Here is a 26379-nt window from a genome sequence, read left to right as displayed (position 1 = left end):
TAAAGTAGATATTACTTAGAAAGACTTAAAAAATATTATCAGATATTTTCCAAATTCAGTTAGTGCGTAGCGATACGGATTAACGCCCAAATTTGCTTGGTGACAATAGCGTTTTGGACCCACCTGATCCCATGCCGAACTCAGTAGTGAAACGAAACAGCGCCGATGATAGTGTAGCATTTGCTATGTGAAAGTAGGACATTACCAGGCTTCAAATTGTAGAAAGCCCGAATCTAACGATTCGGGCTTTTTTACGTCTGCAGAAAAGTGAAATGCGCGCAATTAACACACACTCACATCAACACCTAGCACGTAGGTCGGGCGAGCGCAGCGACTCCCGACGTTAGAATCACAACAAAAGCCCTCAATACCCCATTCGGCCAATAAAGTAGCATTTACTACGTGACTCTCCACCGCTGTGGGCACTACGACATTCTACTGCGTAGCGCACAGACTTCACATTGTAAAGAGCCTTGCTTTAACTATTCAGTAGCCTATTAGACATTCCCATTAGGTATATAGCCTTATTTACAGACACTAGTAAGCAATTAATTGGGTGGCACTATTGTGCGCTAAGTTTACCTAAGTGATTTACCGCATTACATCTGTAACTAACTGTAGTTTTAGCGCGTGCAGAATAAATACACATACCTGATAATTATACTAATCGGCAATAATACTAATCGGCAATAATACTAATCGGCAATAATACCTAATCAAATTGGTGGATTGAACTTGACGTTAATTGCGTTAGAAATTTCTGATATACGATTGCATGAATACAGAAGGTTGAGCAACTTAGGAGTAATTGGCGAGAACAACGAAATAAAGAAATTTTTGTCCTCAAATAGATCATTTAACTAGGGAGATTGGCGTAAAGTTTATTTTATTTTTATATTTTCTTGGTTCTAACTAACCACCTATATACGCCAATAAAGAACAATGCAGCAGGTCCAAAGCCACTCAGCACCCAAATGACTTTTAAAATGTTACCGCCAATGCTGCCGTCATGTAGAGGGTGTATCCAGTTTTTTATTTTACTAGCCGTACTTTGCTTATCTATATTAAACACGCTCTCTAACTTTCCTGTAAGTGCATTAACCTCTATATAGCTATGTGGAAAGCGATACGAAGGATCATTTACAGTTTGAAATCTTAATCTGTAAATAGCATTTAAGTTTGAGGGTGTTTCAATCCAAGCTAAACGCGTATTCGGTAATGCTTTTTCAGCTATTAATACCGCTTGTGATAAAGGAATATTGGTTTGTTTGCTCGGTTGAATTTGTGTTTTTGGTGGGGAGTTTATATCGCTAACTAGAGCTGTTAATATAGGATCTGTTTGTTTTGGAATAGCGAGCATAACACCTGTAACAGTTAAAGCTAGTAGCGGTATGCAGAAGGTTAAACCAATTAGTTTATGCCAGTCGTATAGCAAACCTATTTTAGAGCTACGAGATTTAAATTTTAGTGCCTTTACCCACTGCCCAGGCTTTGGAAACCAAGCAAAGAATCCAGAGATAAGAAGAACTATTGAGGCTATGCCTATATAGCCAACAACGAGAGTGCCAGTTGCTCCTGTTAGTAATGAAAAATGTAAGTTGTACATCCAAGTTACTAAGTATTTTCCCCAATAGTTTTTACGTATTACTTTATCACTACTGCTAGATAGCCATACCATTGAGGGAGCAAAGCCTTGCTCTTTTGTTTCTATTGGATTGTAGTATCGCGCCGGAATTACTGAGTTTATACCTGTGTTTTCTAATCGCCATGGCCCTTGCTTTGAAGGGAAATTGGCTCTTAGCGTATTATATGCTTGCTCCCAATTAGGCGTTTTTATGTTTGTAGTAGCGTCATTTGCTGGATTTAGCAGTAAGTCTATTTGCGGATAGTAAACTAATACGGAGCCAGAAAGGCTAATAATAGTAAGTAAAACACTTACCGATAGACCTAAGTATAAATGTAACCGCCTGAATATTTTTCGCCATGAAAGCTTTAGTGTCATTAATTAAATAGTCGTAATGAGTAATGCAGGTTTATTGGGCATTAAAGAATGATTAATTACGCGGTATATTATATGGTTTTTTGATATGAGTTGTGCGGCATTTTGTCGCACTTATTAAATTAGGTATTTAGAAAGTAAAACGCCAGCCCTCGGCTGGCGTTAAAATACAAGCTTGAAGCTTATTTAAGCTTTAGGTCCTGCATTTTTTATATCGTCTGATACGTCATACTTAGCAAAGTTTTCAGTGAAGTCTGCGGCAAGTTTTGCTGCATATTCATTGTACTTAGCTTTATCTTCCCACGTATTAATAGGATTAAGTAAGTTAGTATCTACACCTGGAACTGCTACCGGTACATCTAGGTTTAAAACATCAATGTGCTGAGTTTCAACACCCGCTAATTTACCAGATACGATTGCATCAATTACTGCACGAGTAGTTGGGATATCAAAACGTTTACCTGTGCCGTAAGGGCCGCCAGTCCAACCTGTATTCACAAGGTACACCTTAGCGCCAAACTCGCGTACACGCTTCATAAGAAGCTCAGCGTAAACACCAGCAGGGCGTGGGAAGAATGGTGCGCCAAAACATGTCGAAAATGTTGATTCAATATCGCTAGTTGAACCAATCTCAGTAGAACCAACTTTTGCTGTGTATCCACTTAAAAAGTGAAAAGCAGCAGCTTCTTCGCTAAGTATAGAAACCGGTGGTAATACACCGCTTACATCACAAGTTAAAAATACAACAGCCTTAGGTTCGCCTGCGCGGTTTTCTACTTTACGTTTTTCAACGTGTTCAAGTGGATATGCTGCACGGCTATTTTGAGTAAGGCTAGTATCGTTAAAATCTGGAACGCCTTTTTCATCTAACACTACATTTTCTAAAATAGTGCCAAAGCGGATAGCATTCCAAATTACAGGTTCATTCTTTTGTGACAGGTCGATACATTTTGCATAACAACCGCCTTCAATATTAAACACGCTTCCAGGTGCCCAGCCGTGCTCGTCATCACCAATTAGAAAGCGAGTAGGGTCTGCTGAAAGTGTTGTTTTACCCGTACCAGATAAACCGAAGAATAATGCTGTATCGCCTGCTTCACCAACATTAGCAGAACAGTGCATTGGTAATACACCTTTTGCTGGTAGTAGGAAGTTTTGTACAGAAAACATCGATTTTTTCATTTCACCGGCGTAACGCATACCTGCTAGTAATACTTTACGCTGTGCAAAGTTAATAATGACGGTGCCATCGCTATTTGTGCCATCACGTTCTGGCTCACATACAAACGAAGGAACGTTCATTACTTGCCATTGTGGTAAGTTTGAAGCGTTATAGTTCTGCGGTACGATAAACATGTTTTTGGCAAAAATATGGTGCCACGCTGTTTCTGTAGTTACAACTACAGGTAGATAATGCTCAGGGTCTGCGCCAACTTCTAGGTGAGAGGTGAAGTGGTCATTACTTTGAACATGTGATTCTACGCGAGCCCATAAAGCGTCAAATTTGTCTGCATCAAATGGACGATTAACGTTGCCCCATTGAATATCATCTTGAGTTGTTGTTTCTTGTACAATAAAACGATCTTTTGGTGAACGACCAGTTCGTTTTCCTGTAATTGCAACAAAAGCACCATTTGCGGCTAAAGTACCTTCGCCACGGCGGATCGCATGCTCGACAAGTTCAGCTGCGGTTAAATCGACAAAACGTGTAGCGCCTGTAGTCATGTTTATACCTAACTATGTGTGAGAGTTTGAACGGATAGCTCTGGGGTTATCAGTGCCCTTAAACTGAAATTATAGTAACAGAAGGTTTTAAGATATTCGAGCCCGTAAAGCCTCTAAAAACACATATATTTAAGAAAAAACATGAATAATTTCAATGATACCGGTGTCATGAAATTAGCAGAAAAGATGACACCGGTATCATCTTTTTATAATATAAAACCGCATATTTTGCGGCTTTAATTACTATATATAGATGAAGCTGAACATTTAGTTGAAAATGCTTTTTATATCTTGTTCGTTAAAAACATACTCTTTTAAACAGTAATGACAGTTAATATTAACAGACCCTTTCTCAGCTACGTCTTTGAGTAGTTCTTCTTGTCCAATATTAACAAGTGCAGTAATTGTTTTATCACGACTACAACCGCATTTGAATTTAATCGCTTGAGGTTCAAATACGCGAGGATTATCTTCGTGATAAAGGCGTGTAAGGACAGTATTAGCATCAAGGTGTAACAACTCTTCATCTTTAATGGTGTTACTTAATGCTTCTAAGTGTGCAAAGTCTTCAATTGATTTTTGTTTATCAACTGGGAGTACTTGTAAAAATAGACCACATGCTTTTGCGCTACCTTCTGTTGTGTCGGTTGCAAACCAAAGGCGTGTTTTTAATTGCTCTGACTGCTCAAAGTAACTTTCGATACATTCACTCAGAGTATCATGCTCTAGCGGAACTATACCTTGGTAACGTTCACCCTTACTTGGTGTAATAGTGATCACCATATAGCCTTGACCAATAAGCTCTTTTACAGTTGTGCCCGTAATTTCGCTTTGCAGGCGTGCAATACCACGCATGTTTTGTTTATCATCACCATTTATAACTGCATATTTAACTGGGCCATCACCTTGAAGCTGTACTGCAATTTCACCTTCAAACTTTAAAGTGGCGGTTAATAAACAGGTTGCAACAAGTAACTCACCTAGTAATGCTTTAACAGGGTCTGGGTAATTATGGTCGGCAATCATTTCATTATAAGCATTCTCGATTTGTACGAGTTCGCCACGAACATCTAGTTCGTTGAATAAATAACGGTGAAGTAAATCTTGTTGCATGAGCGGCTATACCTAACTTGATTTCATTTTTAAAAGTTCGCGTCTTTGCTTTTTATCCGGTTTTTTATCCGGATGAGGAGCAAAAAAGCTGTTATTTTTGCGTGCGATGCTGTTTTCTTCGCGTTTAGCAATACTTGCATCAGATTCTTGATACATGGTCTGTGCAATGGGGGCGCTTTGACGTTTTTCAAGCACTGAGAGTATAGTTATCAGCTTTTCATCTACGCCCTGAGCTAGTTTTACTTTTGCGCCAACGTCTACTATTTTACTCGCTTTTGTACGTTGGCCATTATAATGTACTTTGCCGCCTTGCACCATTTCGCGTGCAACTGCGCGAGTTTTATAAAATCGCGCAGCCCATAACCATTTATCTAATCGAACTTTTAACCCATCTACAGGGTCTGAGCTGGTATTAGCATTACTTTTTTTACTCATAAGGCATTTCCCCACGTTTTTATAGCTTAAAATTTATCATGAAATCATCGTAGGATGAAGGTATTACAACGGCAGTTTACTTTTTGTACTGTTATGTAAAGTTAATTTAATCTGTTTACAAAGTTTAATATTAGTGTGCTTGTTGAAAGAAAAATGAAAGGGTACTATGGGTACGCGCTAACGCAGTAAATTAAAATAAGAACACTATTTATGGAACAGCAAATCCAACAACTAAAACAATTTTTAACTCGTTTACCGCATGCTAAGTTAAGTGCATTAGTGACACTGTTAGTTGTTGTTTATCTTGCATTTTTATTATCAAAACTTGTTTGGCTTTTGTGGCCAAAACCACCAGTAACTCTACTTACCCCTACTCATTATGCTAACCAGTCATCTGGTGCGAGTAACAACTCAGCGCAGCATATTATTGAGCAATTTTTATTTGGTAAAAAAACTGTAACAAACAACAATAATACTGCAAAGCAATCGCAGGTAATAAATAATGCGCCAGAAACGCGCTTAAGTATCAATTTAACCGGTATCGTAGCGGTTAATAACGATGACAAAGCAGGTATCGCAATTATTGAATCACAAGGTAAGCAAGTAAGCTATCTTGTTGATGAAGTAGTATCGGGTACGCGTGCTGAAGTTGCACAAATATTGCCGGATCGTATTATTTTGAGTGTTAATGGACGCTTTGAAACATTAATGCTTGATGGACTCGATTTTAATAAAACGGTGTCTATGCCAGTACTCGCTGCGCGTGATGATTCTGAAATGGGTCCGCAAAAATTAGAACCAAGTGATCTACAAATAGATGCCACTGCAGATCCGGATGTTAAAGAAGCAATTATAGAAACACGTGAAGAGTTACTCGAAGAGCCGGGCAAGCTATTTGACTATATACGTGTTTCACAAGCCATGAATGATGGTGAGCTAATTGGATATCGCTTAAGTCCAGGTAAAGAGCCTGAGCTATTTAAGCAAATGGGTTTAAAAAATAACGATTTAGCCATTTCTATAAATGGCTATCAATTAACAGATTTAAAACAGGCTATGTCAGCTATTAATGAGCTGCGTAATAGTACAGATGCCAATATCACTATAGAACGTGATGGTGAACAAATTGATGTGCAATTTAGTCTGCAATAATTTAGCTTTGGAGTTTTAATACGATGGTTCAGGTGCTACACCTCAAAAAAATTAAAAAAGGGTTAGCTAAGTACGCAGCACTTTTTTTGGCGGCAAGTATTTCTTTGTCTGTTTCTGCTGTTGAATATGCTGCTAACTTTAAAGGAACTGATATCAACGAGTTCATTAATATTGTTGGTAAAAACCTTAATAAAACAGTCATTATTGACCCTAACGTGCGCGGAAAGGTAAATGTTCGCAGTTATGAGTTAATGGACGAAGCACTTTATTATCAGTTCTTCTTAAATGTATTGGAAGTTTATGGCTACTCAGCTGTTGAAATGGACAATGGCATAATTAAGGTAGAAAAAAGTTCAGACGCTAAAAAATCAAATGTGCCACTTATTGACGAAGGTAGTGAAGCTAGCGGCGACATGATGATTACGCGTGTTGTACGTGTTAAAAATGTAAGTGTGCAGGAGCTTGGTCCTCTAGTTCGTCAATTTAGCGATCAAAAAGATGGTGGCCACGTTGCTAACTTTAATGCGGCTAACGTAATGATGCTAACAGGTCATGCTGCATCGGTTAATCGCTTAGTTGAGATTATTCGCTCTGTTGATCAAGCGGGTGACAAGCGTGTAGACATCGTTAAGCTAAAATATGCGACGGCAGATGATGTTGTCTCTGTGGTAGACAATATTTATAAAGACAGCGGTAAAGGCAGTGTGCCTGAATTTTTAATTCCAAAAGTTGTGGCTGATGGCCGAACTAATAGCGTTATTGTAAGCGGTGAAGGCCAAGCCCGTACACGTGCTATTGAACTAATTAAGCGCTTAGATGGTGAGCTAGAAAGCCAAGGTAATACTAAGGTGTTTTACCTAAATTATGCTAAAGCTGAAGATTTGGTCAAAGTATTGCAAGGTGTTAGTAAGTCACTTGTTGATGATGCGCAAGGCGGTACTACTAAGACCCGTAGCAGAAGCAATAATGAAAGCAGTATAGAGTCTCACCCTGACTCAAACTCATTAATTATTACCGCACAGCCAGACACAATGCGATCATTAGAATCGGTAATTGAACGCCTTGATATTCGCCGTGCCCAAGTACTGGTTGAAGCGATTATTATTGAAGTAATGGAAGGCGACGGGGTTAACTTAGGCCTGCAGTGGATTTCTGAGCAGGGCGGTATGTTGCAGTTTAACAACGGCACTACGGTTCCCGTTGGTTCATTAGCTGTTGCTGCAGAGCAAGCACAAGATACAACGGTAACTAAAACTATCATTGGTACAGAAACTGGAACCGTTACTAGTTATGACGAAACGACTGAGGGTGACTATGATGCGCTTGCTTCATTGCTAAGTGGCATTAATGGTTTAGCGCTGGGCGTTGTTAAAAATGATTGGGGCGCAATTATTCAGGCTGTTGCCACTGATACAAATTCAAATATTTTGGCTACGCCTTCTATTACTACAATGGATAACGAAGAAGCCTCTATTTTAGTCGGTCAAGAAGTGCCTATTATCACAGGCTCACAAACAGGCAGTAATAATGCTAACCCATTTCAAACAGTTGAGCGTCAAGAAGTAGGTATTAAGCTGGTAGTTACGCCACAGATTAACGATGGCTCTGCAGTACAGCTTACTATTGAGCAAGAAGTATCGAGCGTAAGTGGTGCAACTGCGGTTGATATTTCAGTAAATAAGCGTTCAATTAAAACCACGGTAATGGCCGATGATGGTGGTATGGTTGTACTTGGTGGTTTAATTGACGAAGACGTACAAGAAAGTGTTTCTAAGGTGCCCTTATTAGGCGATATCCCTATTTTAGGCCACTTGTTTAGATCAACGAATACAACGCGCCGTAAGCGTAATCTTATTGTGTTTATTCGCCCAACCATTATTCGTGATGGTGTAAGCATGAATAAGTTAAGCTTTAATAAATATAACTTTATTCGTGGTGAGCAGTTTAAACAAAAAGAAGACGGTATTGAATTAATGCCAATGACTGATACGCCTATTTTACCTGAGTGGAATGACGAATTAGTACTTCCCCCTACGTATGAAGAGTCTCTACGTAAACAAAATGCACAAGAGCGTAAAGATGACTAATGCGATTCAAGAGATAAACCAAGATGTGGTTCATCCTAAAACGCATAATCAGGATGAGCTATTAACGAGTGATGTGTTAGTTGAGTTACCAGCAAAGCGTTTGCCGTTTTCCTATGCAAGACGTGCAGGTGTGTTACTTGGCAAAAACAAAGATCACCGAATAGTTTACTACCGTGGTGAGCTAGATGTGGAAGTACTATTAGAAGTACGCCGTATCGCAGGCCATGGTTTTACACTTGAGCAATTGGCTGATGATAAATTTGAGCTATTGCTTGAAGCGTCATACCAACGCGATAGCTCTGAAACACAACAAATGATGGAAGATATTGGCAACGAGGTTGATTTATTCTCACTTGCTGATGAACTTCCGCAAACTGAAGATTTACTGGCTGGTGACGATGATGCGCCAATAATCAAGCTTATTAACGCCATGCTAAGTGAAGCGATTAAAGAAGGGGCTTCTGATATTCATATCGAAACCTTCGAGCAAGAGCTTGTTATTCGCTTTAGGGTCGATGGCGTGCTTAAAGAAGTACTTAAGCCTAATCGTAAACTTGCATCGTTACTTGTGTCTCGTATTAAAGTAATGGCTAAGCTTGATATAGCCGAAAAACGTATTCCACAAGATGGTCGTATTAGTTTACGTATTGCTGGGCGTGCAGTTGATGTGCGTGTATCTACAATGCCATCGAGCTTTGGTGAGCGCGTAGTACTGCGTTTACTTGATAAAAACAACGCGCGCTTAAACCTTGAAGATTTAGGTATGACTGCAGATAATCGTGCATTGTTTTCAGATTTAATCAGTAAACCCCACGGCATTATTTTAGTAACAGGGCCAACGGGCTCTGGTAAAAGTACCACCCTATACGCTGGTATGAGCCAAATTAACTCACGCGATCGCAATATTCTTACCGTTGAAGATCCGATAGAGTACGAAATTCCAGGTATTGGGCAAACACAAGTTAATGCAAAAGTTGATATGACATTTGCACGTGGTTTACGTGCAATATTACGCCAAGATCCTGATGTGGTAATGGTGGGTGAAATACGCGACCTTGAAACTGCGCAAATTGGTGTTCAAGCGTCACTTACCGGCCACCTTGTTATGTCTACTCTGCATACTAATACCGCATCGGGTGCAATTACACGTATGGAAGATATGGGAGTTGAACCATTCTTACTTTCATCGTCGTTACTCGGTGTGTTGTCGCAACGGCTAGTACGTACATTGTGTAATACCTGCAAAGAAGGTCACACGGCTGATGAGCATGAATGCCAGCTGTTAGGGGTTCCTTTTGAAAGCCAACCGACAATCTATCGAGCAGTAGGGTGTGAGGAGTGTAACTTTAATGGCTATCGTGGTCGTACGGGTATTCACGAGTTACTTGTAGTTGATGAAACAATACGCGAAATGATTCACAACGGTAAAGGCGAGCAAAGCGTAGAAAAATACATTCGTAAGCGCAGCCCAAGTATTCGCCAAGATGGTTGTAGCCGTGTACTTGTAGGTAAAACAACACTTGAAGAAGTATTGCGTGTTACCCGTGAGGAAGGTTAACTATGGCGGCGTTTGAATACCGTGCCTTAGATGGCCGAGGTAAAGAAAAAAAAGGCATTTTAGAAGCCGATACAGCTAAACAAATTCGCCAAACTTTACGTGATCAAAAACTTACGCCGCTTGAAGTTGTCCCTGCGGCGCAAAGTGATAAACAAGTCAAAGGCGAAAAAGCCCCTTTACTCGGTGGCTTTTTTAAGCCGACAATTTCAACCTCAGACTTAGCATTAATTACAAGGCAATTAGCAACACTTATTCAATCGGCACTTCCTGTTGAAGGCGCTGTTATGGCGGTTGCTGAGCAATGCGAAAAGCCGCGTTTAAAGCGTATGCTTATGTCGGTACGCTCAAAAGTGGTTGAAGGTTACACACTTGCCGATGGTCTTAGTGAGTTTCCTCATGTTTTTGACGACTTATATCGTGCAATGGTAGCCGCAGGCGAAAAGTCGGGTCACCTTGACCAAGTACTTAATCGTTTAGCCGACTATACCGAGCAGCGCCAACATATGCGTAGCCAAATAACTCAGGCTATGGTTTACCCTATTATTTTAGTGGTATTTGCAATCGGTATTGTGTCGGTATTGCTTGGTACTGTAGTACCAAAAATATTAAAAACGTTTGAAAAAACGAAACAAGTACTTCCTTGGACAACCGAATGGGTTATGGCAGGCAGCCATTTTGTGCAAAATTATTGGTTTATTAGTTTAATAGCGATTACAGCTATAGCCATTGGTATTAAGCATGCACTTAAGCAGCCTAAAATACGTTTTTGGTGGGATGACCGAGTGCTACATATGCCAGGTATAGGTAAAGTGGCTCGTGGTATTAACACCGCACGTTTTGCGCGTACTTTAAGTATTTTATCGTCAAGCTCGGTACCATTGCTCGAGGGGATGCGTATCTCGGGTGGCGTATTAATCAACGAAAAAATTAAAAAAGCGGTTGCAGATGCATCCGATAGAGTGAGTGAGGGTGCAAGCTTAAGAGCTGCACTTCAGCAAACTAAGTTGTTTCCACCAATGATGCTGCATATGATAGCAAGTGGTGAAAAATCAGGTGAACTAGAGCAAATGTTAGAGCGTGCTGCAAATAACCAAGATCGCGAATTTGAGAGCATGGTTAATGTATCGCTTAAACTACTAGAGCCTGCGATGATCGCCTCAATGGCGGTTATTGTATTATTTATAGTAATGGCAATATTGCAGCCAATAATGGCGATGAATAAAGCTGTTGGACTTTAAGTTAGAATAAACTTTTAAATATATTAATGGTTTTACCTAAACCATTTTTACTTAATGTTTTTAGAATAATGAGGTAATTACGTGAATAAACAATCAGGTTTTTCTTTACTAGAAGTGATGGTGGTACTGGTTATCATCGGAATGATTATGTCAATTGTTGCACCTAACATTATGGGTCAGCAAGAAGAGGCTGCTATCGATAAAGCGCATCTAGATATTCAACAATTAGAAGATGCAATGAGCTTATACAAGCTTAAAAATAAGAGCTACCCAAGCACAGAGCAAGGTCTTGAAGCGCTAGTTACTCAAACAAGCATTGAACCGGTTCCAAAACGTTTCCCTGACGGTGGTTTTATTAATGAATTACCAGAAGATCCATGGGGTAATCTATATCAGCTAATTAGCCCAGGTGAAATTGGCAAGTTTGATATTTTTTCTATGGGCCCAGATGGTGAAGTAGGTACTGATGATGATATCGGTAACTGGGACGAAGAAAAACAATAATGCTTAAGTACACTGCTTTGTATGAACATGTTAATTCTAGAGGCTTGCTATGAAAGCAAGCCTTAAGCAGCGCCATGCAAAAAGCAGAGGCTTTAGTTTAATAGAAATTTTAGTGGTATTAGTGATCATCGCTTTTGCTACAAAAATGGTGGTATATAGCTTAGAAGGCGGTGCTGAGGAAGAGTTAGATACTCAAGCATTAAGGCTGCATACCACCATTAACATGGCATCGGAATTTGCCATTTTAAACCAAGTTGAATTGGGCTTATTAGTAGAAGAAAATACGTTAGAGTATTTAGTTTTCGATGGTGAAAAGTGGATTACCTTTGACCGTGAAGATCTTTTTAAACCAATAGAGTTAGATGAAAGATTAAAGCTCACGCTTAACTTAGAAGATTTAGCGTGGGCGCAAGATAACCTCTTAGAGCAATCTAACTGGCGCGAGCTTATGAGTGGCGGCGATGAAGACAGCTTACTTGAGCTTAAAAAGTTGAAAATCCCACAAGTACTTATTTTGTCATCAGGTGAGGTAAGCGCGTTTCAACTTATATTAGAGTTAAAAGAGCAAAGCGAACCTGTGTATTACATTGAAGGTGAATTTGCTGCACCAGTAAACTTTCGCCGAGAGCCAGAATAATGAAGCGCACTAAAGGGTTTACCTTATTAGAGGTATTAGTGGCATTAAGTATTTGTGCCATGGCGGGTATAGCTGCAATGCAAGCAACAAGCGAGCACATACACCACTTAACGACTATTGAAGAGCAAACCTATGCATCTTGGGTCGCCGAAAACGTTATTATTGAACAGCGTACTAAAGGCGAACAATGGCAAGGTAAAAATAACCTTAAAGGCAGCGAAGTAATGGGCGGTGTTGAATGGTTTTGGCAGCAAGAAGTAACAGCCACTGCTGACAAAAGCTTTGTTAAGTTAACCATAAATGTTTTTACGGATGAAAAATATGAGCATTCGGCATATGAGTTATCAACGTATCTCAATAAAGGCAAAAAGTAAGTGAAGCAGCGTGGGTTTACATTACTTGAAGTTATGGTAGCACTGGGTATTTTAGCTTTTGTTATTATTGCTACTCATCAAATACTCGAGACGACAACAAGAGCAAAAGATGCCTCCGATGAAAAAATTGCTGAGTTAAATGGGTTGCAAACAACATTTAGGTTAATGGATCAAGATTTTAGCCAAATGACTAAACGTGCAGTACGAAACGAATCTGGTGATGTTCAAGAACAATACTTACTTGCTGGTCGTTACGTTTTAGAAAGCCAATACGATGGTATCGCGTTTGTACGAGATGGCTGGATAAATCCAATTAATTTATTGCCACGTTCAGAACTACAAGCCGTTGGTTATAGAGTGATAGACGATAACCTTGAGCGTGTTTATCGGGTTTATGTTGATCAGCTTGATAATATGGAGCCGCGAGTTCAACGTGTACTAGAAAATGTTGAAGAGCTTAAGTTTGAGTTTTTGGATGATAAAAACGAATGGCAGGAACAGTGGGAAATTAAAGCTCTCCCTAAAGCGGTTGCTGTTACTTTGCAACAAATAGAAGCAGAGCCAATTCGTCGTGTATTTTTAGTTCCTGGGCAAGGCAAAGTTGTTGCTACACAAAGTACGGATGTGAATAATGGTTAAGCAGCAATCATCGCGCGGCGCAGCACTTGTTATTGTTTTGTTTATTGTGGCATTAGCGGCTATTTTAGCAGTAGAAATGAGTGCTAATTTAATGGTTCAAGTGCAAAAAAGCACTAATTTGCAAGGTCACCAGCAAGCTAAATGGTATGCCTACGGTGCAGAAGAGCTTGCTATTAAAGGGCTAATACAAAGTAAAAAAGATGATGCTGATAAAACAACACTTGATCAAGTTTGGGCAACTCAAGGGGATGCTTCATACCCTGTTGATAACGGCACGTTAAGTGGCAAAATTACTGATTTACAAGCATGTCTAAATTTAAATGCTTTAGCCATAGCGCCAGAAGAAAATAGCGCAAGTAAAACAAACCCTGCACATAAAGCACTATTTGCATTACTTGAAAACATTGAAGATTTACCTGCTGATGAATCAGAAGAGACAATGGCAGATAGCGTATTTGATTGGCTTGACGAGGACAGTATTACATATCGCTCAGGCGCAGAAGAAGACGAGTATTTATCACGAGATTTTCCGTATATGACAGCCAATAGTTTATTTGCATCAACATCGGAATTACGCTTGGTTAAGGGCTTCAACCCATTAGTGATGGAAAAAGTACTGCCATATGTATGTGTAATACCAGGCAGTACGCTTTTATCTATTAACGTAAATACATTAATCCCAGAGCAAGCACTTATACTCAGTGCCTTAATAGAAAGCTTGAGCTTATCTGGTGCAGAGGCTGTGATAGGTGCAAGACCGCAAACTGGCTTTGACACCATTGATGAATTTTTTGAACAGGTGAAGCAACAAGGCGGTACTAATACCGACTCAGTCAAAAGTTTATTTAGTATTAAAAGCGAATATTTTAAATTACAAACGCAGGCAAATTTTGTCGACCTGCGTTTTTCGATGACCACATTACTGCACGCTAAAGACGGTGACGTAACGATACTGGCGCGAAAATTTGGAGGCGTACAGTGACAGAAATACTGTTGATCCGCACGGGTCAAACCGAGCAAGAATTGCTTAATTGGTTAATTTACTCACCACAAGAACAAGAAATAATAGCCAGTGGCGAGTTACCAAATGCAGAGCATTTAAGTGAGCTAAGCGAAAAAGCACTTACCCGAGAAGTTGTTGTGTTGTTACCAAGTGATCAAGTGCAATTAAAAACGGTCGCTTTGCCAACAAAATGGAATCGCAAGCTTGAGCAAGCATTGCCATACATGCTGGAGGAAGATATAGCATGTGACGTAGATGAACTGTTTATAGCAGTAGCGCAGCCGACAATGCTTGGTGAGCAACATGCAATTCGTGTAGCAATGACAGACCGTGAATGGTTTGAACAATGGCTCGCATTATTTGTAGAGCATAATCTATCAGTATACAGAATATTACCCGATGCTTTGTTGTTACCGCTTGCAGATGATGGCGCAGTCACCGCTATCGAGCTCAATAACCAATGGTTATTTAAGCAAGGGCAATGGCATATTGGTGCGGTTGAATCTAGTTGGTTAAATGGCTACTTAACAGCCATGGGTAATCCTGATATTAAGCATTTTAGCCCAGCTAGTCAGTTTCCAGAAAGCGTTAACTTACAAGCGCAAACAAGTGAGTACGACTTACCTCTAGCATTATTTGCAAAGCAGTTAGATAGCGTTAATTTTAACTTACGCCAAGGTATGTATCAGCTTAAAAAGCAAAGCGCCTTATGGTGGGGTTACTGGAAAGGCGCCGCAATTATAGCAAGTGTTGCATTGGTTTCTACGATTACAATAAAAGCTATTGAGTTACACCAACTTAATACACAAGTAGAATTAGCTAAAGCTCAAGTAGTCGACAGATACCAAAAAGCATTTCCAGGAACTAAAGTTCGCCCCAATCTAATTAAAAGCCAAATTAAAGGCGCGTTAGATAAAGTGCAAGGCTCAAGTGAGTCGGGCTTTTTAGACTTAACGACTAATTTGGTTGATGTATTTTCGCAAGTTAGCGAATTTACACCTGAAACACTTCGTTATGACAAACGTCGCAATGAGCTGCGCATTCGTGCACGCGCTAAAGACTTCCAAACTTTTGGTAAAGTAAAAATCATACTTGAAAAACAAGGTTTAACTGTTGAGCAAGGGTCTTTAAATAATGACGGTGATTATGTCGTTGGTGAAATTAAACTGCGAGGTGCAGTATGAAAAAGCAGTTAATGCAACAATGGCGCTCGCTTAAAGAGCAAGAACAACAATTGGTAATGGTCGCTGGTGGCGTGTTTATTATTTTTGTTTTAGTAATGGGAATATTTCGACCATTAAATAATGCGATAGAAAAGGCACAGCAATCTCAAATTAAACAACAAGAGCTATTAGCTTGGGTTGATGACAGTATTGTTAAACTAAAGGCTGCGGGTAACACCAGTGTTGCTAGCAATGCAAACTTAAGCCAAATTGTTAATTCTACACGTGGGCGCCATCAAATAAGTATTAGTAAAATGCAGCCAAGTAGTGATTCGCTACGTTTGACGCTCGACTCTGTAGAATTTAATCAGTTAATAGAGTGGTTAGATGAGTTAGTGAATCAGCATGGCTTAAAAATTGAAAACTTAGATTTGAGCCGCGATGATAAATCAGGCTATGTGCGTGTAAGCCGTTTAGTATTAGAGAATTAATTAATGAAAAAAATAATAACGTTATCGGCTGTCTTTTTAATTAGTTTTATTGTGTTTTGTATTATTAAATTACCAGCACATATTGCACTAGATATAGCAAAACCGTACTTTCCAAAGCAATTAGAAGTAGGCCAAACTGTAGGCACTGTTTGGCAAGGTCAAATGATGCAAGTTCGTTTTGATGGTGAACAGTTAAATAATGTGCGCTGGGACATTGCTGGCTGGAAGTTATTTACAGGCAAGCTAAATGCGAATGTGAAGTTTGGTAATGCACGAGAGCGTAGTGATATCTCGGGTTATGCTGATGTAAGTTATGGGCTTTTTAATCAAGAAGTTAAAGTGACTGACGGCCTAGTGCGCTCAACAGTAGAGCGTGCAATGCAGCGCGTGCAGCTTCCCCTACCTGTAACCGCTAAAGGACGTGTAATTTTAGAACTTGATGAATACAGCTCAGGTGCACCTTATTGTGATTCACTAAAAGGTGAAATAGCGAGCCCTAATATTGACGTGCAAGGCTTAAATGGGTGGTTTAATATTGGCCCTCTGGCTGGTAAGTTAAGCTGTAAGTCGGGCGATATTGCTATATTAATTGACCCAGATAATACGCTTGGCCTTGAGGCAGATGCTACACTTAAAGCTAATTTCGACTTTAGTGTGGCAGGTTATGTAAAACCAGATGCTAGCTTACCTAAAGATGTACATGATGCGGTTAAATTTTTAGGCCGACCAGATAGCCAAGGTCGTTACCCGCTCAACTTTTAATGTTTGAATATAAAGAGTTTTAATGCAAATACCCCAATTTACTGAGCTGCACGCAAAGCAGCTCAGCACATTTTTAAATACCCAATCTCAAGCAATGACCCTTCAACAAAGCCAAGGCTATTTATTTGGCGTTATTTGTTCGCCCAATCCATTAGATGTGCATGAGTGGCTTGAGCAGATATTACCAAATACAGCTAATGATTTAGATGAAGAAGTACTTTTCTTGTTTATGGCGCTATATCATAAAATTAGTGAGCAAGTATTTGAAACAGGATACAAATTACCTAACACATTTGATGCTGAGTTTTGTAAGTCATGGAGTAAAGGTTTCTTAGTTGCAACCAAAGCTTACGCAGAGCCTTTGTTAAATGCACCGCAATTAGACACTGACTTTAAACAAGCATTAGAAAGTGCGTTAAGTACATTAAGCTTTTTTGCACTCGACCAGCTTGCAATAGCTCAGATTGCCAAACAAAATAACATGACTATAGAAGCCTTGTGTCAGTACCAATATGAATCAATGGGTGACTTTGCATTAGGGTTTGCTGAACTAATTGAAGTGGTCGCAATTAATAGCGGTTTGATAACCGACGAGAGTTGGGAAGAGTAATTATTAATACCAGGCGCTTAGTTTAATCTAAGTGCCTAGCTCTAATATAATATCCGTGCAGCCTTGTTTGCACTTTACTACGCCTTTACCAGGTTCACTGGTGGCTAAATTAAGTGTTAAAACCCCATTACACTTCTCACACTTTAACGTTTTGCCTTGTGCCAATTGCTTGAGCATATTGCGTTGTTTATGAAATGAGTCGCTTGCTTTTTTATTTAATCCTGAAAAATCCACTACTTTGCTCGCTTTTGCTCTAATGCTTCAGTCACTATTTTACATACTGTATTTAAACGATCGCCATAAAAATAAAGGTTTAAGTCACGTTCACGACAATAGCGTAGGTGAAATAACTGAACAGAGTCATCTGTTGTAAAGGTTTTTTCTACGTACTCACCCTCAGATTCAGACAATTTAAGTTGAGTGCTGATTCTATTTTTAGCCATATTTGCAGCAGGGCTTCTGTTAACCTTACTTGCATCACTTAAAAAACCAATGCCTTCACCTAATAACCTTTCGCGAGGTTCTTTTATAAGCGGATGATCGATTGTAAAAAAGGCAAGGGTCACAACTACCAAAATAATAAATTTTTTCATGGATACGTAAACCTTGATCTAAGTAGGGTTGAATTACCATGCAGTGTAATAAACTGCATTTTAAAAGCAAGTAACTGGGATGAATAAATTATTAGCGATCTATGCCAGTAATTTTAACCAACATTGTTATAATGGTTAACAGCAGTCAGATATTTCTGAAATATCTGAAAGTATTCGAGAAGGCAATTTATTAAAGTAAATCTGCCTAGCAAGTAACTTGCTAGCTTTAAGTATAGAGTACTTGAGTATTGCTGGATTTTTATTTCCAAGCGGCGTTGAGGAACTTCGATGGACAAGCAAATTAAAGTAAAGAATATCCCTGTAGAGGTGAAAATCCAAAAACCGGATTTAAGCCGTCAAGATGATAGGTTCAATCCCCGAAATCGTATTTATGTGCGTGCCGTAAAAGGCCTACATCAATTACTTAGGCAGCGCATTGGCTTTTTAGGCCTACTTGCGTTTATGTTACTTCCTTGGATTAATTTTAACGGCCAGCAAGCAGTGCTGTTTGATCTAATTGGTCAAAAATACAATATTTTTGGTTTAACGCTATGGCCTCAAGATTTTACCATATTAGCGTTTATTTTTATGCTGGCAGCATTTGCGCTGTTTTTAGTGACCACCTTCTATGGACGGGTGTGGTGTGGCTACACATGTCCGCAAACTGTTTGGACCTTTATTTTTATTTGGTTTGAAGAAAAGCTTGAAGGCACAGCTAATCAGCGTAAAAAACTCGATCAACGACCCATGAATTTTGATAAGTTTTGGCGTAAAACGGCAAAGCATACTAGTTGGGTATTGTTTTCGTTATATACCGCTATTTCTTTTGTGGGTTACTTTACGCCAATCAGAGAGTTACTTCCTGATTTTGTAACGTTTAACGTGGGTGGTTATGCACTCGTCAGTATTATTTTCTTTGCTGCGTGTACCTATGGTAATGCCGGTTGGATGCGAGAAATTATGTGTTTACACATTTGCCCTTACTCTCGTTTTCAATCAGCTATGTTTGATAAAGATACATACACTGTAACGTACGACGAAAGCCGTGGTGAAAGCCGTGGTCCTCGTTCACGTAAAGTAGATCATGAAGATTTAGAGCTAGGCGACTGTATAGACTGTAACTTGTGTGTTCAAGTGTGCCCAACAGGTATTGATATTAGAAATGGGTTACAAGCTGAGTGTATTAACTGTGGTGCATGTATTGATGCGTGTGATGGCGTAATGGATAAAATGGAATACCCGCGTGGGCTTATTTCATATACGACAGAGCGAAACCTCGAAACCCCAGAAAATAAAACGAATCCACTACGAGCTAAAATCATTGGTTACACGGTCATACTTGTTGTGCTTACGGGAGCACTTGTAGCTAATATAGCGCTGCGTAAAACAATGGACTTTGATATCATTCGTGATCGAAATCAATTATATCGTGTCGATTTTGATGGTTTAGTAGAGAACACCTATACATTAAAGGTAATTAATAAAGCGCAGTACGAGCAAACCTTTAATATTAAAGTGCAAGGGTTAGATAACTTTAAGTATATTGGTAAGCAGTCATTTACTGTGCAGGCAGGGCAATCTCATAATGTGCCATTGTCGCTTGTAATGGACCCTTATGATTTGAAGGTGTCGATGACAGAGTTTAACTTTGTGCTTTCACCGGTAGATGAGCCGGATGAGACAATATCGCAGTCGAGTAACTTTTTTAAAGCGCGATAATCACAACCTACCTTAAATAGGTAAGTTGATATAGCAATTAACAAAAGCGGGTATATAACCCGCTTTTTATTTTATATAAGAAGAGTATGAGTAAATTTAGTTTTATTGACTTAACACCTGACCTAATACTCGATGCAATAGAAAGCGTAGGTGTGTACGCCGAATCTGGTTTGTTGGCACTCAATAGCTATGAAAACAGAGTGTACCAATTTAAAGCCGATGATGGTCTGCGTTACGTAGTGAAGTTTTATCGCCCAGAGCGCTGGAGTAAAGAGCAAATTCAAGAAGAGCATGACTTTGCATTTGAACTGGCAGAAGCGGAAGTGCCTGTTGTTGCTCCTATTTTATATAATGGGAAAAGCTTGTTTGAACACGAAGGTTATTTGTTTGTGTTGTTTCCAAGTGTCGGCGGGCGTTTATTTGAGGTTGATAACTTAGATCAACTTGATGTAATGGGGCGTTTAATTGGCCGTATGCACCAAGTAGCTAAAACAAAGCCTTTTACTTATAGGCCAACAGTTACCTGCGAGGAGTATTTACATACAGCCAAAGTTCATCTTCAAAAAAGTAACTTAGTGCCTATGGGAATAAATACTGCCTTTTATACTATTTTAGATTTAGTGATAGAGCAGGCGCAAAAACAGTATAAAGATGTGCAAAGTATTCGCTTACATGGTGACTGCCACGTTGGTAATATTTTGTGGGCAGGTGATGCGCTCATGTTTGTTGATTTAGATGACAGCCGCCAAGGTCCTGCAATCCAAGATTTATGGATGATGCTCAGTGGCGATAGAGCGACGCAACTGTTACAGTTAGACACCCTTGTGAATGCGTATGAAGAGTTTTGTGATTTTGATCACTCTCAACTCAAATTAATTGAACCGCTGCGAGCGATGCGTATTATCCATTATATGGGATGGGTAGCTAAACGATGGAGCGATCCTGCCTTTGTGCGGAACTTTACATGGTTTGCTGATGACAAATACTGGGAGCAACAAATTTTAGCACTGAAGGAGCAACTTGCAGCACTGCAAGAAGCACCGTTAAAGTTATTGCCGTAATATTTTATTTAAAGACAAGTACAACGAGATACAAATGCTTAAAAAATTAAAACTGAGTTTATTACTTTTATGTTTACCATTTGCAGCACTTGCTGCACAGTTTGAAGTTGATAATCAATACACTGTTATTGATGTAGACAAAAGTACATCACCACAAGTAACCGAATTTTTCTCATTTTACTGTCCACATTGTTTTAAGTTTGAACCAGTAGCAAAAGCAATTGAACAAGGCCTGCCAGAAGGCGCTGAGTTTATTAAAAACCACGTGAACTTTTTAGGTGGCGTGTCGCCACAAGCACAAAGTAATTTAAGCTTTGCCTACTTAATTGCTAAGCAGCATGGTCAGGCGCAGAGTATTAGCGATCAAATTTTTAAAAGTATTCATGTTCAGCGTGCTCCTTTAACTGAAATGAAAGACGTTAAAAAATTACTTGAAGTAAACGGTATTGATAGCGCAACGTTTGATCAAGAAATTGCAAGCATGCCAGTTATTTCAGCTGAGCAAGCAATGCAAAACAAACAAAATAAATATTCAAAATTAGGCGCACTTACAGGTGTACCTACTTTTATTGTTAACGATAAATATAAAATAAACCTCAACACCATCAAAAATCAAAAAGAACTTGATGAGTTAGTAGCGTTTTTATTAGCACTATAAATTTCGGAGCATAATAATGATTAAATTAGTTAAAGCAGGTTTGCTTGCAGTACTACTTCCTATGGCGGCAACAAGCTTTGCAGCAACGTATGAAGAAGGCGTGCATTACGACGTTGTTTCTGAGCGCGCAACTAAAAAGCCAGAAATTAAAGAGTTTTTCTCATTTTACTGCCCTGCATGTAATAACATGGAAGCACTAATTGGTGAGTTTAAGCCTAAGCTTGATAAAAACGTTAAATTTAAAAAGAGCCATGTTGATTTTGTAGGTGTACGCGACCCAGAAAACCAACAGATGATGAGCCAAGCACTCGCTACTGCAGAAGTGCTTCCGCAAAAAGATAAAATTGTCTCTGCAATCTTTAATCATATTCATACAAAGCGCGCTATTTTTAATGAGCTTGCAGATGTAAAAGATATATTTGTAGCGCAGGGCGTTGATGGCGATAAGTTTGATAAGCTGTTTAAAAGCTTCTCGGTACGTACGCTGAGCTCTAAAATGAAACGTGATCAAGACTACTTTAAAGAAAAAGGCGCACTACGTGGCGTACCTACATTTATTGTAAATGGTAAGTATAAATTAAACCTAGGTCGTGAGTCGGGTATTACTGAACCAGAAGATATTAGCAAACTGATTAATTACTTAGCTAACAAGTAAGTTTAGCTAAAACTAAAAAAGCTCCTACAAGGAGCTTTTTTTATGGGTAACGTTTACTGAGCGTATTTATTTGCGCTGCAAGAAAACACCCGACTCAATGTGATGTGTATATGGGAACTGATCAAATATAGCAAAGCGCTTAACGTTGTGCGTACGTGTTAAGTGATCAAGGTCACGCTCAAGGGTTTCAGGATTACACGATATATAAATTATGTTTTCGTAATTAGCCACTAAGTCACACGTTAATTCATCCATGCCCGCGCGTGGTGGATCAACTAATATGGTTTGGCAGTCATAGCTTTTAAGGTCAATACCATCTAAACGAGAGAAAGTACGCTCGCCATTCATTGCTTGAGTAAACTCTTCACTAGACATACGAATAATATCTAAGTTCTCTACGTTATTTTTAGCAATATTGTATTGAGCAGAGTGAACAGATGATTTTGATATTTCCGTCGCTAATACTTTATTAAAACAGCCCGCTAATGCAATTGAAAAGTTACCGTTACCACAATACAGTTCTAGTAAATCATTTTTAAGTGGTTTACATAAATCTTGTGCCCACTCCAGCATATTAATATTTACTTTTGCATTAGGCTGAGTAAAGCTATTTTCTACTTGTTGGTATATAAGCTCTTGACCATTAACTGTTAAACGTTCAGTTACAAAGTCATCACCTAGTACTTCTTTTTGTTTGCGAGCTCGGCCTATAAAGTCAATTTTGTATTTACTGCTAAGCTTTTCTTTCAGTGCTTTAATTTCACTTAACCATTCATCATCCAGTGGTTTGTGATAAAGCAAGCTTACTAAAATTTCACCGCTTAGCGTGGATAGGTAATCGATTTGAAATAACTTACGACGTAATATTTCACAAGGCTTAAGATGCTCAATCATCACCTGCATTATTTCACCAACTAGAGGCGCTGCTGGATCAAATGTATCAACACGGATTTTTTCTTTTGTTTGTTGATCAAACATAATGTGAAACAGATCGTCACCGTCGTGCCATACTCTAAATTCAGCACGTTGGCGGTAGTTAGTTGGCTCTGAGCTAAATACTTCTAGTTGCTCCACACCAAAACGTTGGAACTGTGCACTAATACGCTGCTCTTTTTCACTTAACTGCGTTTGGTACTGTGTGGTATCTATTTTAATAACTGCCATTAACGCTACTACCTTATCTAAGATCTGTTTATCGGCGCTATTGTAGGGAGCGCTGCGTATTTGTCTAGTTTTGGCTAGCATTTATGCTGTTTTATTGAACATTGTACTTTAGTTTTTATTGTTATAGCCGATAATAAACTACGCACGCTTAGGAGACGAATCATGAAAATAGGTAATTATGGCTTTACGCCAAACAACAACATCAATAAATTCAATAATAAAGCTGATATACAGCAACCTACAATTACGTCTCCTCAAGATAGCTATCAACAACGAGGCCGAGAGTTGGCCGCAAAGGTGCTTGGCGATAAAATGGTTGAGCAGCTTGGATTGCCTATCGCAGAAAAAAAAGCAGATAAACCACTATTTGATTTTGATGAAATAGTAAAAAACGTACTCGATTTTGTGAGTAGTGCTGTTAATAAAGCAAAAGCTAATGGCGCTGATGACGAAAAGCTCAAAGATATGTTAGGCGACGCGCGCAAAGGAGTCCAAATAGGGATTGACGACGCTGTTGATGAACTCAAAGGTACAGGTGTATTTAATGATGACATGGAAGAGGGGATTAATAAGTCCAAAGAGGGAATTTACAATGGGCTCGATAAGTTTGAAGAGTCGTTATTTAACCCACAACCTGCCAGCGTAAATATAAGCCAGGCTCAATATGTCAGTATGACGAGTAATGCAGAGTATAAATTTACAACCGCAGAGGGTGACGAGGTAAGTATTAGCTTTGCAGATGCATTTGAATCTCAGTCGGCAAGTGGCTATCAGCAAAACAGTAATAGCGAGTCGTTTGCAAGCTCATCATCGCAATCTCGACAGGTATCATTTTCGATGTCGGTTAATGGTGACTTAAATGAGCAAGAGCAAGAAGCTATTAATGCAATGATGGAAGACTTACAAGATTTAAGTAAAACCTTTTTTGGTGGTGATTTAGATGAAGCATTTGAACAAGCGCAAGAGCTGAGTTTAGACAGCGATCAGCTGGTGGCTTTTTCTATGGATTTACGCCAAACAAAAACAATAGCAACAGTTAAAAGCTATGAAGAATATAGACCAGCACCAGAAAAACAAGTAGCGGAGGGTTTAGCTCCTTTTAATGATGACCTTAAAAATGCTTTTGAAAAAGCGGGTGAGCTTGGATTACAAAATCAGCTAGCTGGCATTCTCCAATGGTTAAATCAAGATCAGGAGCAAATAGATAAGTTAGTGGATTACACAAAGTCTATGTTCGAAAACCTTAATCAGTTAAATTCGGCAGCCGACGAGCTTGCTGATTTAGAAACCACGCAAAGTTAAACTACTTTCTTTTATAAATACCTCATGGCAAACTGCCGTTCTTAAAGTAAAGTGGGAACGGTAGTTTGTCAGCGCATATAATGGTCTTTGATTCAGGTATTGGTGGAACTACTGTACTTGAGCATATAAAGCAAAGTATCCCCAATGCTCAGTACAGTTATTTTATGGATAATGCGTTACTACCTTATGGTGCTCAATCTCAAAAAACCATCATTAACCGATTATGCTCACTTATTCATTTCATCAAAGCTAATACGCTTAATGTTGATTTAATTGTAATAGCGTGTAATACCGCTTCTACATCTGCACTTAGCGCTGTTCGCCAAATGACAGATATTCCTATAGTAGGTGTTGTGCCAGCAATAAAGCCTGCGGCAGAGTTAACACGTTCAAATCATATTGGCTTATTAGCCACACCGGCAACGGTCGCCAGTTCATACACTAAAACATTAATTACTGAGCATGCACGTAATGTAACCGTTAATCTATATAGCAGTGTGGAGTTAGTAACTTTAGCTGAGCAATACTTTTTTACAGAGTCTTTGGATACAAACAAGTTGCATCAAGTGCTTGATGACCTACATATAGATAAAACTATAGATGTACTTGTATTAGGATGTACGCACTTTCCAATATTAGCAGAGCCTATTAGTCAGTATTTTGAAGGGAATGTAAAATTACTTGATTCAGGTGTAGCGATAGCAAACAGAGTCAACTACTTACTTAACCAACTTAACTTGTGTGTGAATAAACTAACAGACATAAAAAAGCCGCTGCAATATTATGCAACGGCTGATGTGTTTAGCAATAAGCTAGCGGTAAAGCTAGTTACACTGACTGATCCGTCTCAGTACGTAGAGCATTAGAATCATCTTCTTGTTTTTGTTTTGCTTCACGTACCTTTAAAGTACGTTGTTGGAACTCGCTATCGTTCAAGTTAGCAATTGCATTGTCTGCATCAGCTTGCGCCATTTCAACAAAACCAAAGCCACGACGCTTGCCAGTATTCTTATCCTTTAATAAACGAACATTGAATACTTTGCCTTGTTCTTCAAATAATGCACGAACCACACCTTCGTTCGCACGATAAGGAAGGTTACCAACATAAAGCGTTTTTGTTTTAACTTCAGCTTCTTCAGTCACATCAGATGACATTGCAGCAATAGCAATCGCACCTATTAATAAACCAGCACCAAATAGTAATGCAGGGTTTAAAGCTAAGCCGCCTAGAGCGAACTCAACAACAACAAAACCAACTACAGCAAGAATAACAGAGAAGATAAAAGATTTTTGATCGGGTAATTTCATTTTAGATCTACCAATAAACAGGAAATAAACATTAATTTAACATTGTGAACTTGCTATCTTAACGCCTAAATCAAACATAGCAATGATATTTGTATTAAATAATAAATAAGAGCATAAAAAAGCATCATCTTAGACGGGTTTTCATGTGGTTTTACGTGGTTTTGTTCTATTTTTGTTCGAACAGTAAAAAGATCTAAAAAAAGGGTTGATCTGTTTTCGGATCTCCCTATAATGCGACCCCACTGAGACGGGAAACGCCAACGCATAGCGAGGAGCGAACTACTCAGAGAGTTAAATAAAACTTCGGTTTTAAATCTTCCAAAAAGAAAGTTTAAAACTAAGTGTTGACTCAAAAAATAAAGGGTGTATTATTCGCATCCCTTGAGACGCTAAAGCGACTCAAAACGTTCTTTAACAATATAAAGCAAT

Annotated in this window: 27 protein-coding genes and 1 rRNA gene; 20 read left to right on the top strand and 8 right to left on the bottom strand. The window is 39.0% G+C overall.

Annotated elements, in window-relative coordinates; translation table 11 throughout:
* Positions 1-95: 95 nt before the first annotated feature.
* Positions 96-210: ribosomal RNA gene (gene rrf / locus I6E72_RS19070) — 5S ribosomal RNA — on the top strand.
* Between the two features lie 682 nt (positions 211-892).
* On the opposite strand, the gene I6E72_RS19065 is transcribed toward rrf, so the two are convergent.
* The 4 genes from I6E72_RS19065 to hslR all read right to left on the bottom strand — a co-directional run bounded on the left by I6E72_RS19065 (position 893) and on the right by hslR (position 5272).
* Complete coding sequence (locus tag I6E72_RS19065; RefSeq protein WP_197113815.1) at positions 893-2002, bottom strand: PepSY-associated TM helix domain-containing protein; 1110 nt, start codon at positions 2000-2002, stop codon at positions 893-895.
* Between the two features lie 183 nt (positions 2003-2185).
* Positions 2186-3724, bottom strand: a complete 1539-nt coding sequence (locus I6E72_RS19060) for a phosphoenolpyruvate carboxykinase (protein WP_197113813.1) — start codon at positions 3722-3724, stop codon at positions 2186-2188.
* 267 nt (positions 3725-3991) lie between these two features.
* A complete protein-coding gene (hslO, locus tag I6E72_RS19055) occupies positions 3992-4837 on the bottom strand; it encodes an Hsp33 family molecular chaperone HslO (RefSeq protein WP_007586592.1) in 846 nt (281 codons plus the stop codon).
* Between the two features lie 12 nt (positions 4838-4849).
* A complete protein-coding gene (gene hslR / locus I6E72_RS19050) occupies positions 4850-5272 on the bottom strand; it encodes a ribosome-associated heat shock protein Hsp15 (protein ID WP_007586590.1) in 423 nt (140 codons plus the stop codon).
* Positions 5273-5482: 210 nt separating this feature from the next.
* Here hslR and gspC point away from each other — a divergent pair, with 210 nt between their 5' ends.
* The 13 genes from gspC (at position 5483) to I6E72_RS18985 (ending at position 17490) form a co-directional block, all read left to right on the top strand.
* Entirely contained in the window at positions 5483-6424 is a 942-nt protein-coding gene (gene gspC, locus I6E72_RS19045) for a type II secretion system protein GspC (RefSeq protein WP_197113811.1), read from the top strand.
* Positions 6425-6447: 23 nt separating this feature from the next.
* Entirely contained in the window at positions 6448-8511 is a 2064-nt protein-coding gene (gene gspD, locus I6E72_RS19040; protein WP_121954886.1) for a type II secretion system secretin GspD, read from the top strand.
* Positions 8504-10069, top strand: a complete 1566-nt coding sequence (gene gspE, locus I6E72_RS19035; RefSeq protein ID WP_010555415.1) for a type II secretion system ATPase GspE — start codon at positions 8504-8506, stop codon at positions 10067-10069. Before gspD ends, gspE begins: the two co-directional genes overlap by 8 nt.
* 2 nt (positions 10070-10071) lie before the next feature.
* A complete protein-coding gene (gene gspF, locus I6E72_RS19030) occupies positions 10072-11307 on the top strand; it encodes a type II secretion system inner membrane protein GspF (protein ID WP_002962033.1) in 1236 nt (411 codons plus the stop codon).
* An 81-nt stretch (positions 11308-11388) separates the two neighbouring features.
* Entirely contained in the window at positions 11389-11811 is a 423-nt protein-coding gene (gene gspG, locus I6E72_RS19025; RefSeq protein WP_007586585.1) for a type II secretion system major pseudopilin GspG, read from the top strand.
* A 49-nt stretch (positions 11812-11860) separates the two neighbouring features.
* Positions 11861-12448: a pilus assembly FimT family protein gene (locus I6E72_RS19020; protein ID WP_010555414.1), complete on the top strand. Its 588-nt coding sequence runs from the start codon at positions 11861-11863 to the stop codon at positions 12446-12448.
* The gene (gene gspI, locus I6E72_RS19015; protein ID WP_002962039.1) at positions 12448-12822 is read left to right on the top strand and encodes a type II secretion system minor pseudopilin GspI; all 375 of its coding nucleotides are present in this window, start codon (positions 12448-12450) and stop codon (positions 12820-12822) included. Before I6E72_RS19020 ends, gspI begins: the two co-directional genes overlap by 1 nt.
* Positions 12823-13461, top strand: coding sequence for a type II secretion system minor pseudopilin GspJ (gspJ, locus tag I6E72_RS19010; RefSeq protein ID WP_010555413.1), 639 nt, complete (start codon positions 12823-12825; stop codon positions 13459-13461).
* Positions 13454-14443: a type II secretion system minor pseudopilin GspK gene (gene gspK / locus I6E72_RS19005; RefSeq protein ID WP_007586581.1), complete on the top strand. Its 990-nt coding sequence runs from the start codon at positions 13454-13456 to the stop codon at positions 14441-14443. The genes gspJ and gspK overlap by 8 nt, the downstream gene beginning before the upstream one ends.
* Complete coding sequence (gene gspL / locus I6E72_RS19000) at positions 14440-15648, top strand: type II secretion system protein GspL (RefSeq protein ID WP_007586580.1); 1209 nt, start codon at positions 14440-14442, stop codon at positions 15646-15648. The genes gspK and gspL overlap by 4 nt, the downstream gene beginning before the upstream one ends.
* Positions 15645-16118: a type II secretion system protein GspM gene (gene gspM, locus I6E72_RS18995; protein WP_010555411.1), complete on the top strand. Its 474-nt coding sequence runs from the start codon at positions 15645-15647 to the stop codon at positions 16116-16118. The genes gspL and gspM overlap by 4 nt, the downstream gene beginning before the upstream one ends.
* A gap of 3 nt (positions 16119-16121) precedes the next feature.
* Positions 16122-16880, top strand: coding sequence for a type II secretion system protein N (locus tag I6E72_RS18990; protein ID WP_007586576.1), 759 nt, complete (start codon positions 16122-16124; stop codon positions 16878-16880).
* A gap of 22 nt (positions 16881-16902) precedes the next feature.
* Positions 16903-17490, top strand: a complete 588-nt coding sequence (locus tag I6E72_RS18985; RefSeq protein WP_007586574.1) for a UPF0149 family protein — start codon at positions 16903-16905, stop codon at positions 17488-17490.
* 27 nt (positions 17491-17517) lie between these two features.
* Here the strand turns inward: I6E72_RS18985 and I6E72_RS19910 are convergent, their stop codons facing one another.
* Together I6E72_RS19910 and I6E72_RS18980 are read right to left on the bottom strand one after the other, a co-directional pair.
* Positions 17518-17724, bottom strand: a complete 207-nt coding sequence (locus I6E72_RS19910) for a hypothetical protein (RefSeq protein ID WP_007586570.1) — start codon at positions 17722-17724, stop codon at positions 17518-17520.
* The gene (locus I6E72_RS18980; RefSeq protein ID WP_197113809.1) at positions 17724-18083 is read right to left on the bottom strand and encodes a hypothetical protein; all 360 of its coding nucleotides are present in this window, start codon (positions 18081-18083) and stop codon (positions 17724-17726) included. Before I6E72_RS18980 ends, I6E72_RS19910 begins: the two co-directional genes overlap by 1 nt.
* Positions 18084-18371: 288 nt before the next feature.
* Between I6E72_RS18980 and ccoG the strand changes: the two genes are divergently transcribed.
* The 4 genes from ccoG (at position 18372) to I6E72_RS18960 (ending at position 22176) form a co-directional block, all read left to right on the top strand.
* A complete protein-coding gene (gene ccoG / locus I6E72_RS18975) occupies positions 18372-19802 on the top strand; it encodes a cytochrome c oxidase accessory protein CcoG (protein ID WP_007586568.1) in 1431 nt (476 codons plus the stop codon).
* A gap of 86 nt (positions 19803-19888) precedes the next feature.
* Positions 19889-20863 (top strand): serine/threonine protein kinase, encoded by a 975-nt coding sequence (locus I6E72_RS18970; RefSeq protein ID WP_101217255.1) that lies wholly within the window; start codon positions 19889-19891, stop codon positions 20861-20863.
* Between the two features lie 34 nt (positions 20864-20897).
* Positions 20898-21521 (top strand): thiol:disulfide interchange protein DsbA/DsbL, encoded by a 624-nt coding sequence (locus I6E72_RS18965; RefSeq protein WP_007586563.1) that lies wholly within the window; start codon positions 20898-20900, stop codon positions 21519-21521.
* Between the two features lie 16 nt (positions 21522-21537).
* Entirely contained in the window at positions 21538-22176 is a 639-nt protein-coding gene (locus I6E72_RS18960; RefSeq protein WP_197113807.1) for a thiol:disulfide interchange protein DsbA/DsbL, read from the top strand.
* Positions 22177-22242: 66 nt separating this feature from the next.
* On the opposite strand, the gene trmA is transcribed toward I6E72_RS18960, so the two are convergent.
* On the bottom strand, positions 22243-23340 hold the full coding sequence (gene trmA / locus I6E72_RS18955) for a tRNA (uridine(54)-C5)-methyltransferase TrmA (RefSeq protein ID WP_121954891.1): 1098 nt from the start codon (positions 23338-23340) through the stop codon (positions 22243-22245).
* 162 nt (positions 23341-23502) lie between these two features.
* Here trmA and I6E72_RS18950 point away from each other — a divergent pair, with 162 nt between their 5' ends.
* Both I6E72_RS18950 and murI read left to right on the top strand, forming a co-directional pair.
* Positions 23503-24642: a DUF5610 domain-containing protein gene (locus I6E72_RS18950; protein WP_197113805.1), complete on the top strand. Its 1140-nt coding sequence runs from the start codon at positions 23503-23505 to the stop codon at positions 24640-24642.
* A gap of 65 nt (positions 24643-24707) precedes the next feature.
* Complete coding sequence (murI, locus tag I6E72_RS18945) at positions 24708-25508, top strand: glutamate racemase (RefSeq protein WP_121954890.1); 801 nt, start codon at positions 24708-24710, stop codon at positions 25506-25508.
* On the opposite strand, the gene I6E72_RS18940 is transcribed toward murI, so the two are convergent.
* Positions 25471-25950, bottom strand: a complete 480-nt coding sequence (locus tag I6E72_RS18940) for an RNA recognition motif domain-containing protein (RefSeq protein ID WP_007582860.1) — start codon at positions 25948-25950, stop codon at positions 25471-25473. The two genes, murI and I6E72_RS18940, sit on opposite strands and share 38 nt — an antisense overlap.
* Between the last annotated feature and the right edge of the window lie 429 nt (positions 25951-26379).

The sequence above is a fragment of the Pseudoalteromonas sp. NSLLW24 genome (assembly GCF_015864725.1).
Classification (GTDB): Bacteria; Pseudomonadota; Gammaproteobacteria; order Enterobacterales; family Alteromonadaceae; genus Pseudoalteromonas; species Pseudoalteromonas arctica.
The sequence above is the reverse complement of the archived record's forward strand: the minus strand, read 5'-3'. Positions and strand labels throughout refer to the sequence as shown.

Bases quoted from the DNA above. Each gene is read 5' to 3' on its own strand.
- I6E72_RS19065 (WP_197113815.1), bottom strand. From the start codon at position 2,002: ATGACACTAAAGCTTTCATGGCGAAAAATATTCAGGCGGTTACATTTA.
- I6E72_RS19060 (WP_197113813.1), bottom strand. From the start codon at position 3,724: ATGACTACAGGCGCTACACGTTTTGTCGATTTAACCGCAGCTGAACTT.
- hslO (WP_007586592.1), bottom strand. From the start codon at position 4,837: ATGCAACAAGATTTACTTCACCGTTATTTATTCAACGAACTAGATGTT.
- hslR (WP_007586590.1), bottom strand. From the start codon at position 5,272: ATGAGTAAAAAAAGTAATGCTAATACCAGCTCAGACCCTGTAGATGGG.
- gspC (WP_197113811.1), top strand. From the start codon at position 5,483: ATGGAACAGCAAATCCAACAACTAAAACAATTTTTAACTCGTTTACCG.
- gspD (WP_121954886.1), top strand. From the start codon at position 6,448: ATGGTTCAGGTGCTACACCTCAAAAAAATTAAAAAAGGGTTAGCTAAG.
- gspE (WP_010555415.1), top strand. From the start codon at position 8,504: ATGACTAATGCGATTCAAGAGATAAACCAAGATGTGGTTCATCCTAAA.
- gspF (WP_002962033.1), top strand. From the start codon at position 10,072: ATGGCGGCGTTTGAATACCGTGCCTTAGATGGCCGAGGTAAAGAAAAA.
- I6E72_RS19020 (WP_010555414.1), top strand. From the start codon at position 11,861: ATGAAAGCAAGCCTTAAGCAGCGCCATGCAAAAAGCAGAGGCTTTAGT.
- gspI (WP_002962039.1), top strand. From the start codon at position 12,448: ATGAAGCGCACTAAAGGGTTTACCTTATTAGAGGTATTAGTGGCATTA.
- gspK (WP_007586581.1), top strand. From the start codon at position 13,454: ATGGTTAAGCAGCAATCATCGCGCGGCGCAGCACTTGTTATTGTTTTG.
- gspM (WP_010555411.1), top strand. From the start codon at position 15,645: ATGAAAAAGCAGTTAATGCAACAATGGCGCTCGCTTAAAGAGCAAGAA.
- I6E72_RS18990 (WP_007586576.1), top strand. From the start codon at position 16,122: ATGAAAAAAATAATAACGTTATCGGCTGTCTTTTTAATTAGTTTTATT.
- I6E72_RS18985 (WP_007586574.1), top strand. From the start codon at position 16,903: ATGCAAATACCCCAATTTACTGAGCTGCACGCAAAGCAGCTCAGCACA.
- I6E72_RS18980 (WP_197113809.1), bottom strand. From the start codon at position 18,083: ATGAAAAAATTTATTATTTTGGTAGTTGTGACCCTTGCCTTTTTTACA.
- ccoG (WP_007586568.1), top strand. From the start codon at position 18,372: ATGGACAAGCAAATTAAAGTAAAGAATATCCCTGTAGAGGTGAAAATC.
- I6E72_RS18970 (WP_101217255.1), top strand. From the start codon at position 19,889: ATGAGTAAATTTAGTTTTATTGACTTAACACCTGACCTAATACTCGAT.
- I6E72_RS18965 (WP_007586563.1), top strand. From the start codon at position 20,898: ATGCTTAAAAAATTAAAACTGAGTTTATTACTTTTATGTTTACCATTT.
- I6E72_RS18960 (WP_197113807.1), top strand. From the start codon at position 21,538: ATGATTAAATTAGTTAAAGCAGGTTTGCTTGCAGTACTACTTCCTATG.
- trmA (WP_121954891.1), bottom strand. From the start codon at position 23,340: ATGGCAGTTATTAAAATAGATACCACACAGTACCAAACGCAGTTAAGT.
- I6E72_RS18950 (WP_197113805.1), top strand. From the start codon at position 23,503: ATGAAAATAGGTAATTATGGCTTTACGCCAAACAACAACATCAATAAA.
- I6E72_RS18940 (WP_007582860.1), bottom strand. From the start codon at position 25,950: ATGAAATTACCCGATCAAAAATCTTTTATCTTCTCTGTTATTCTTGCT.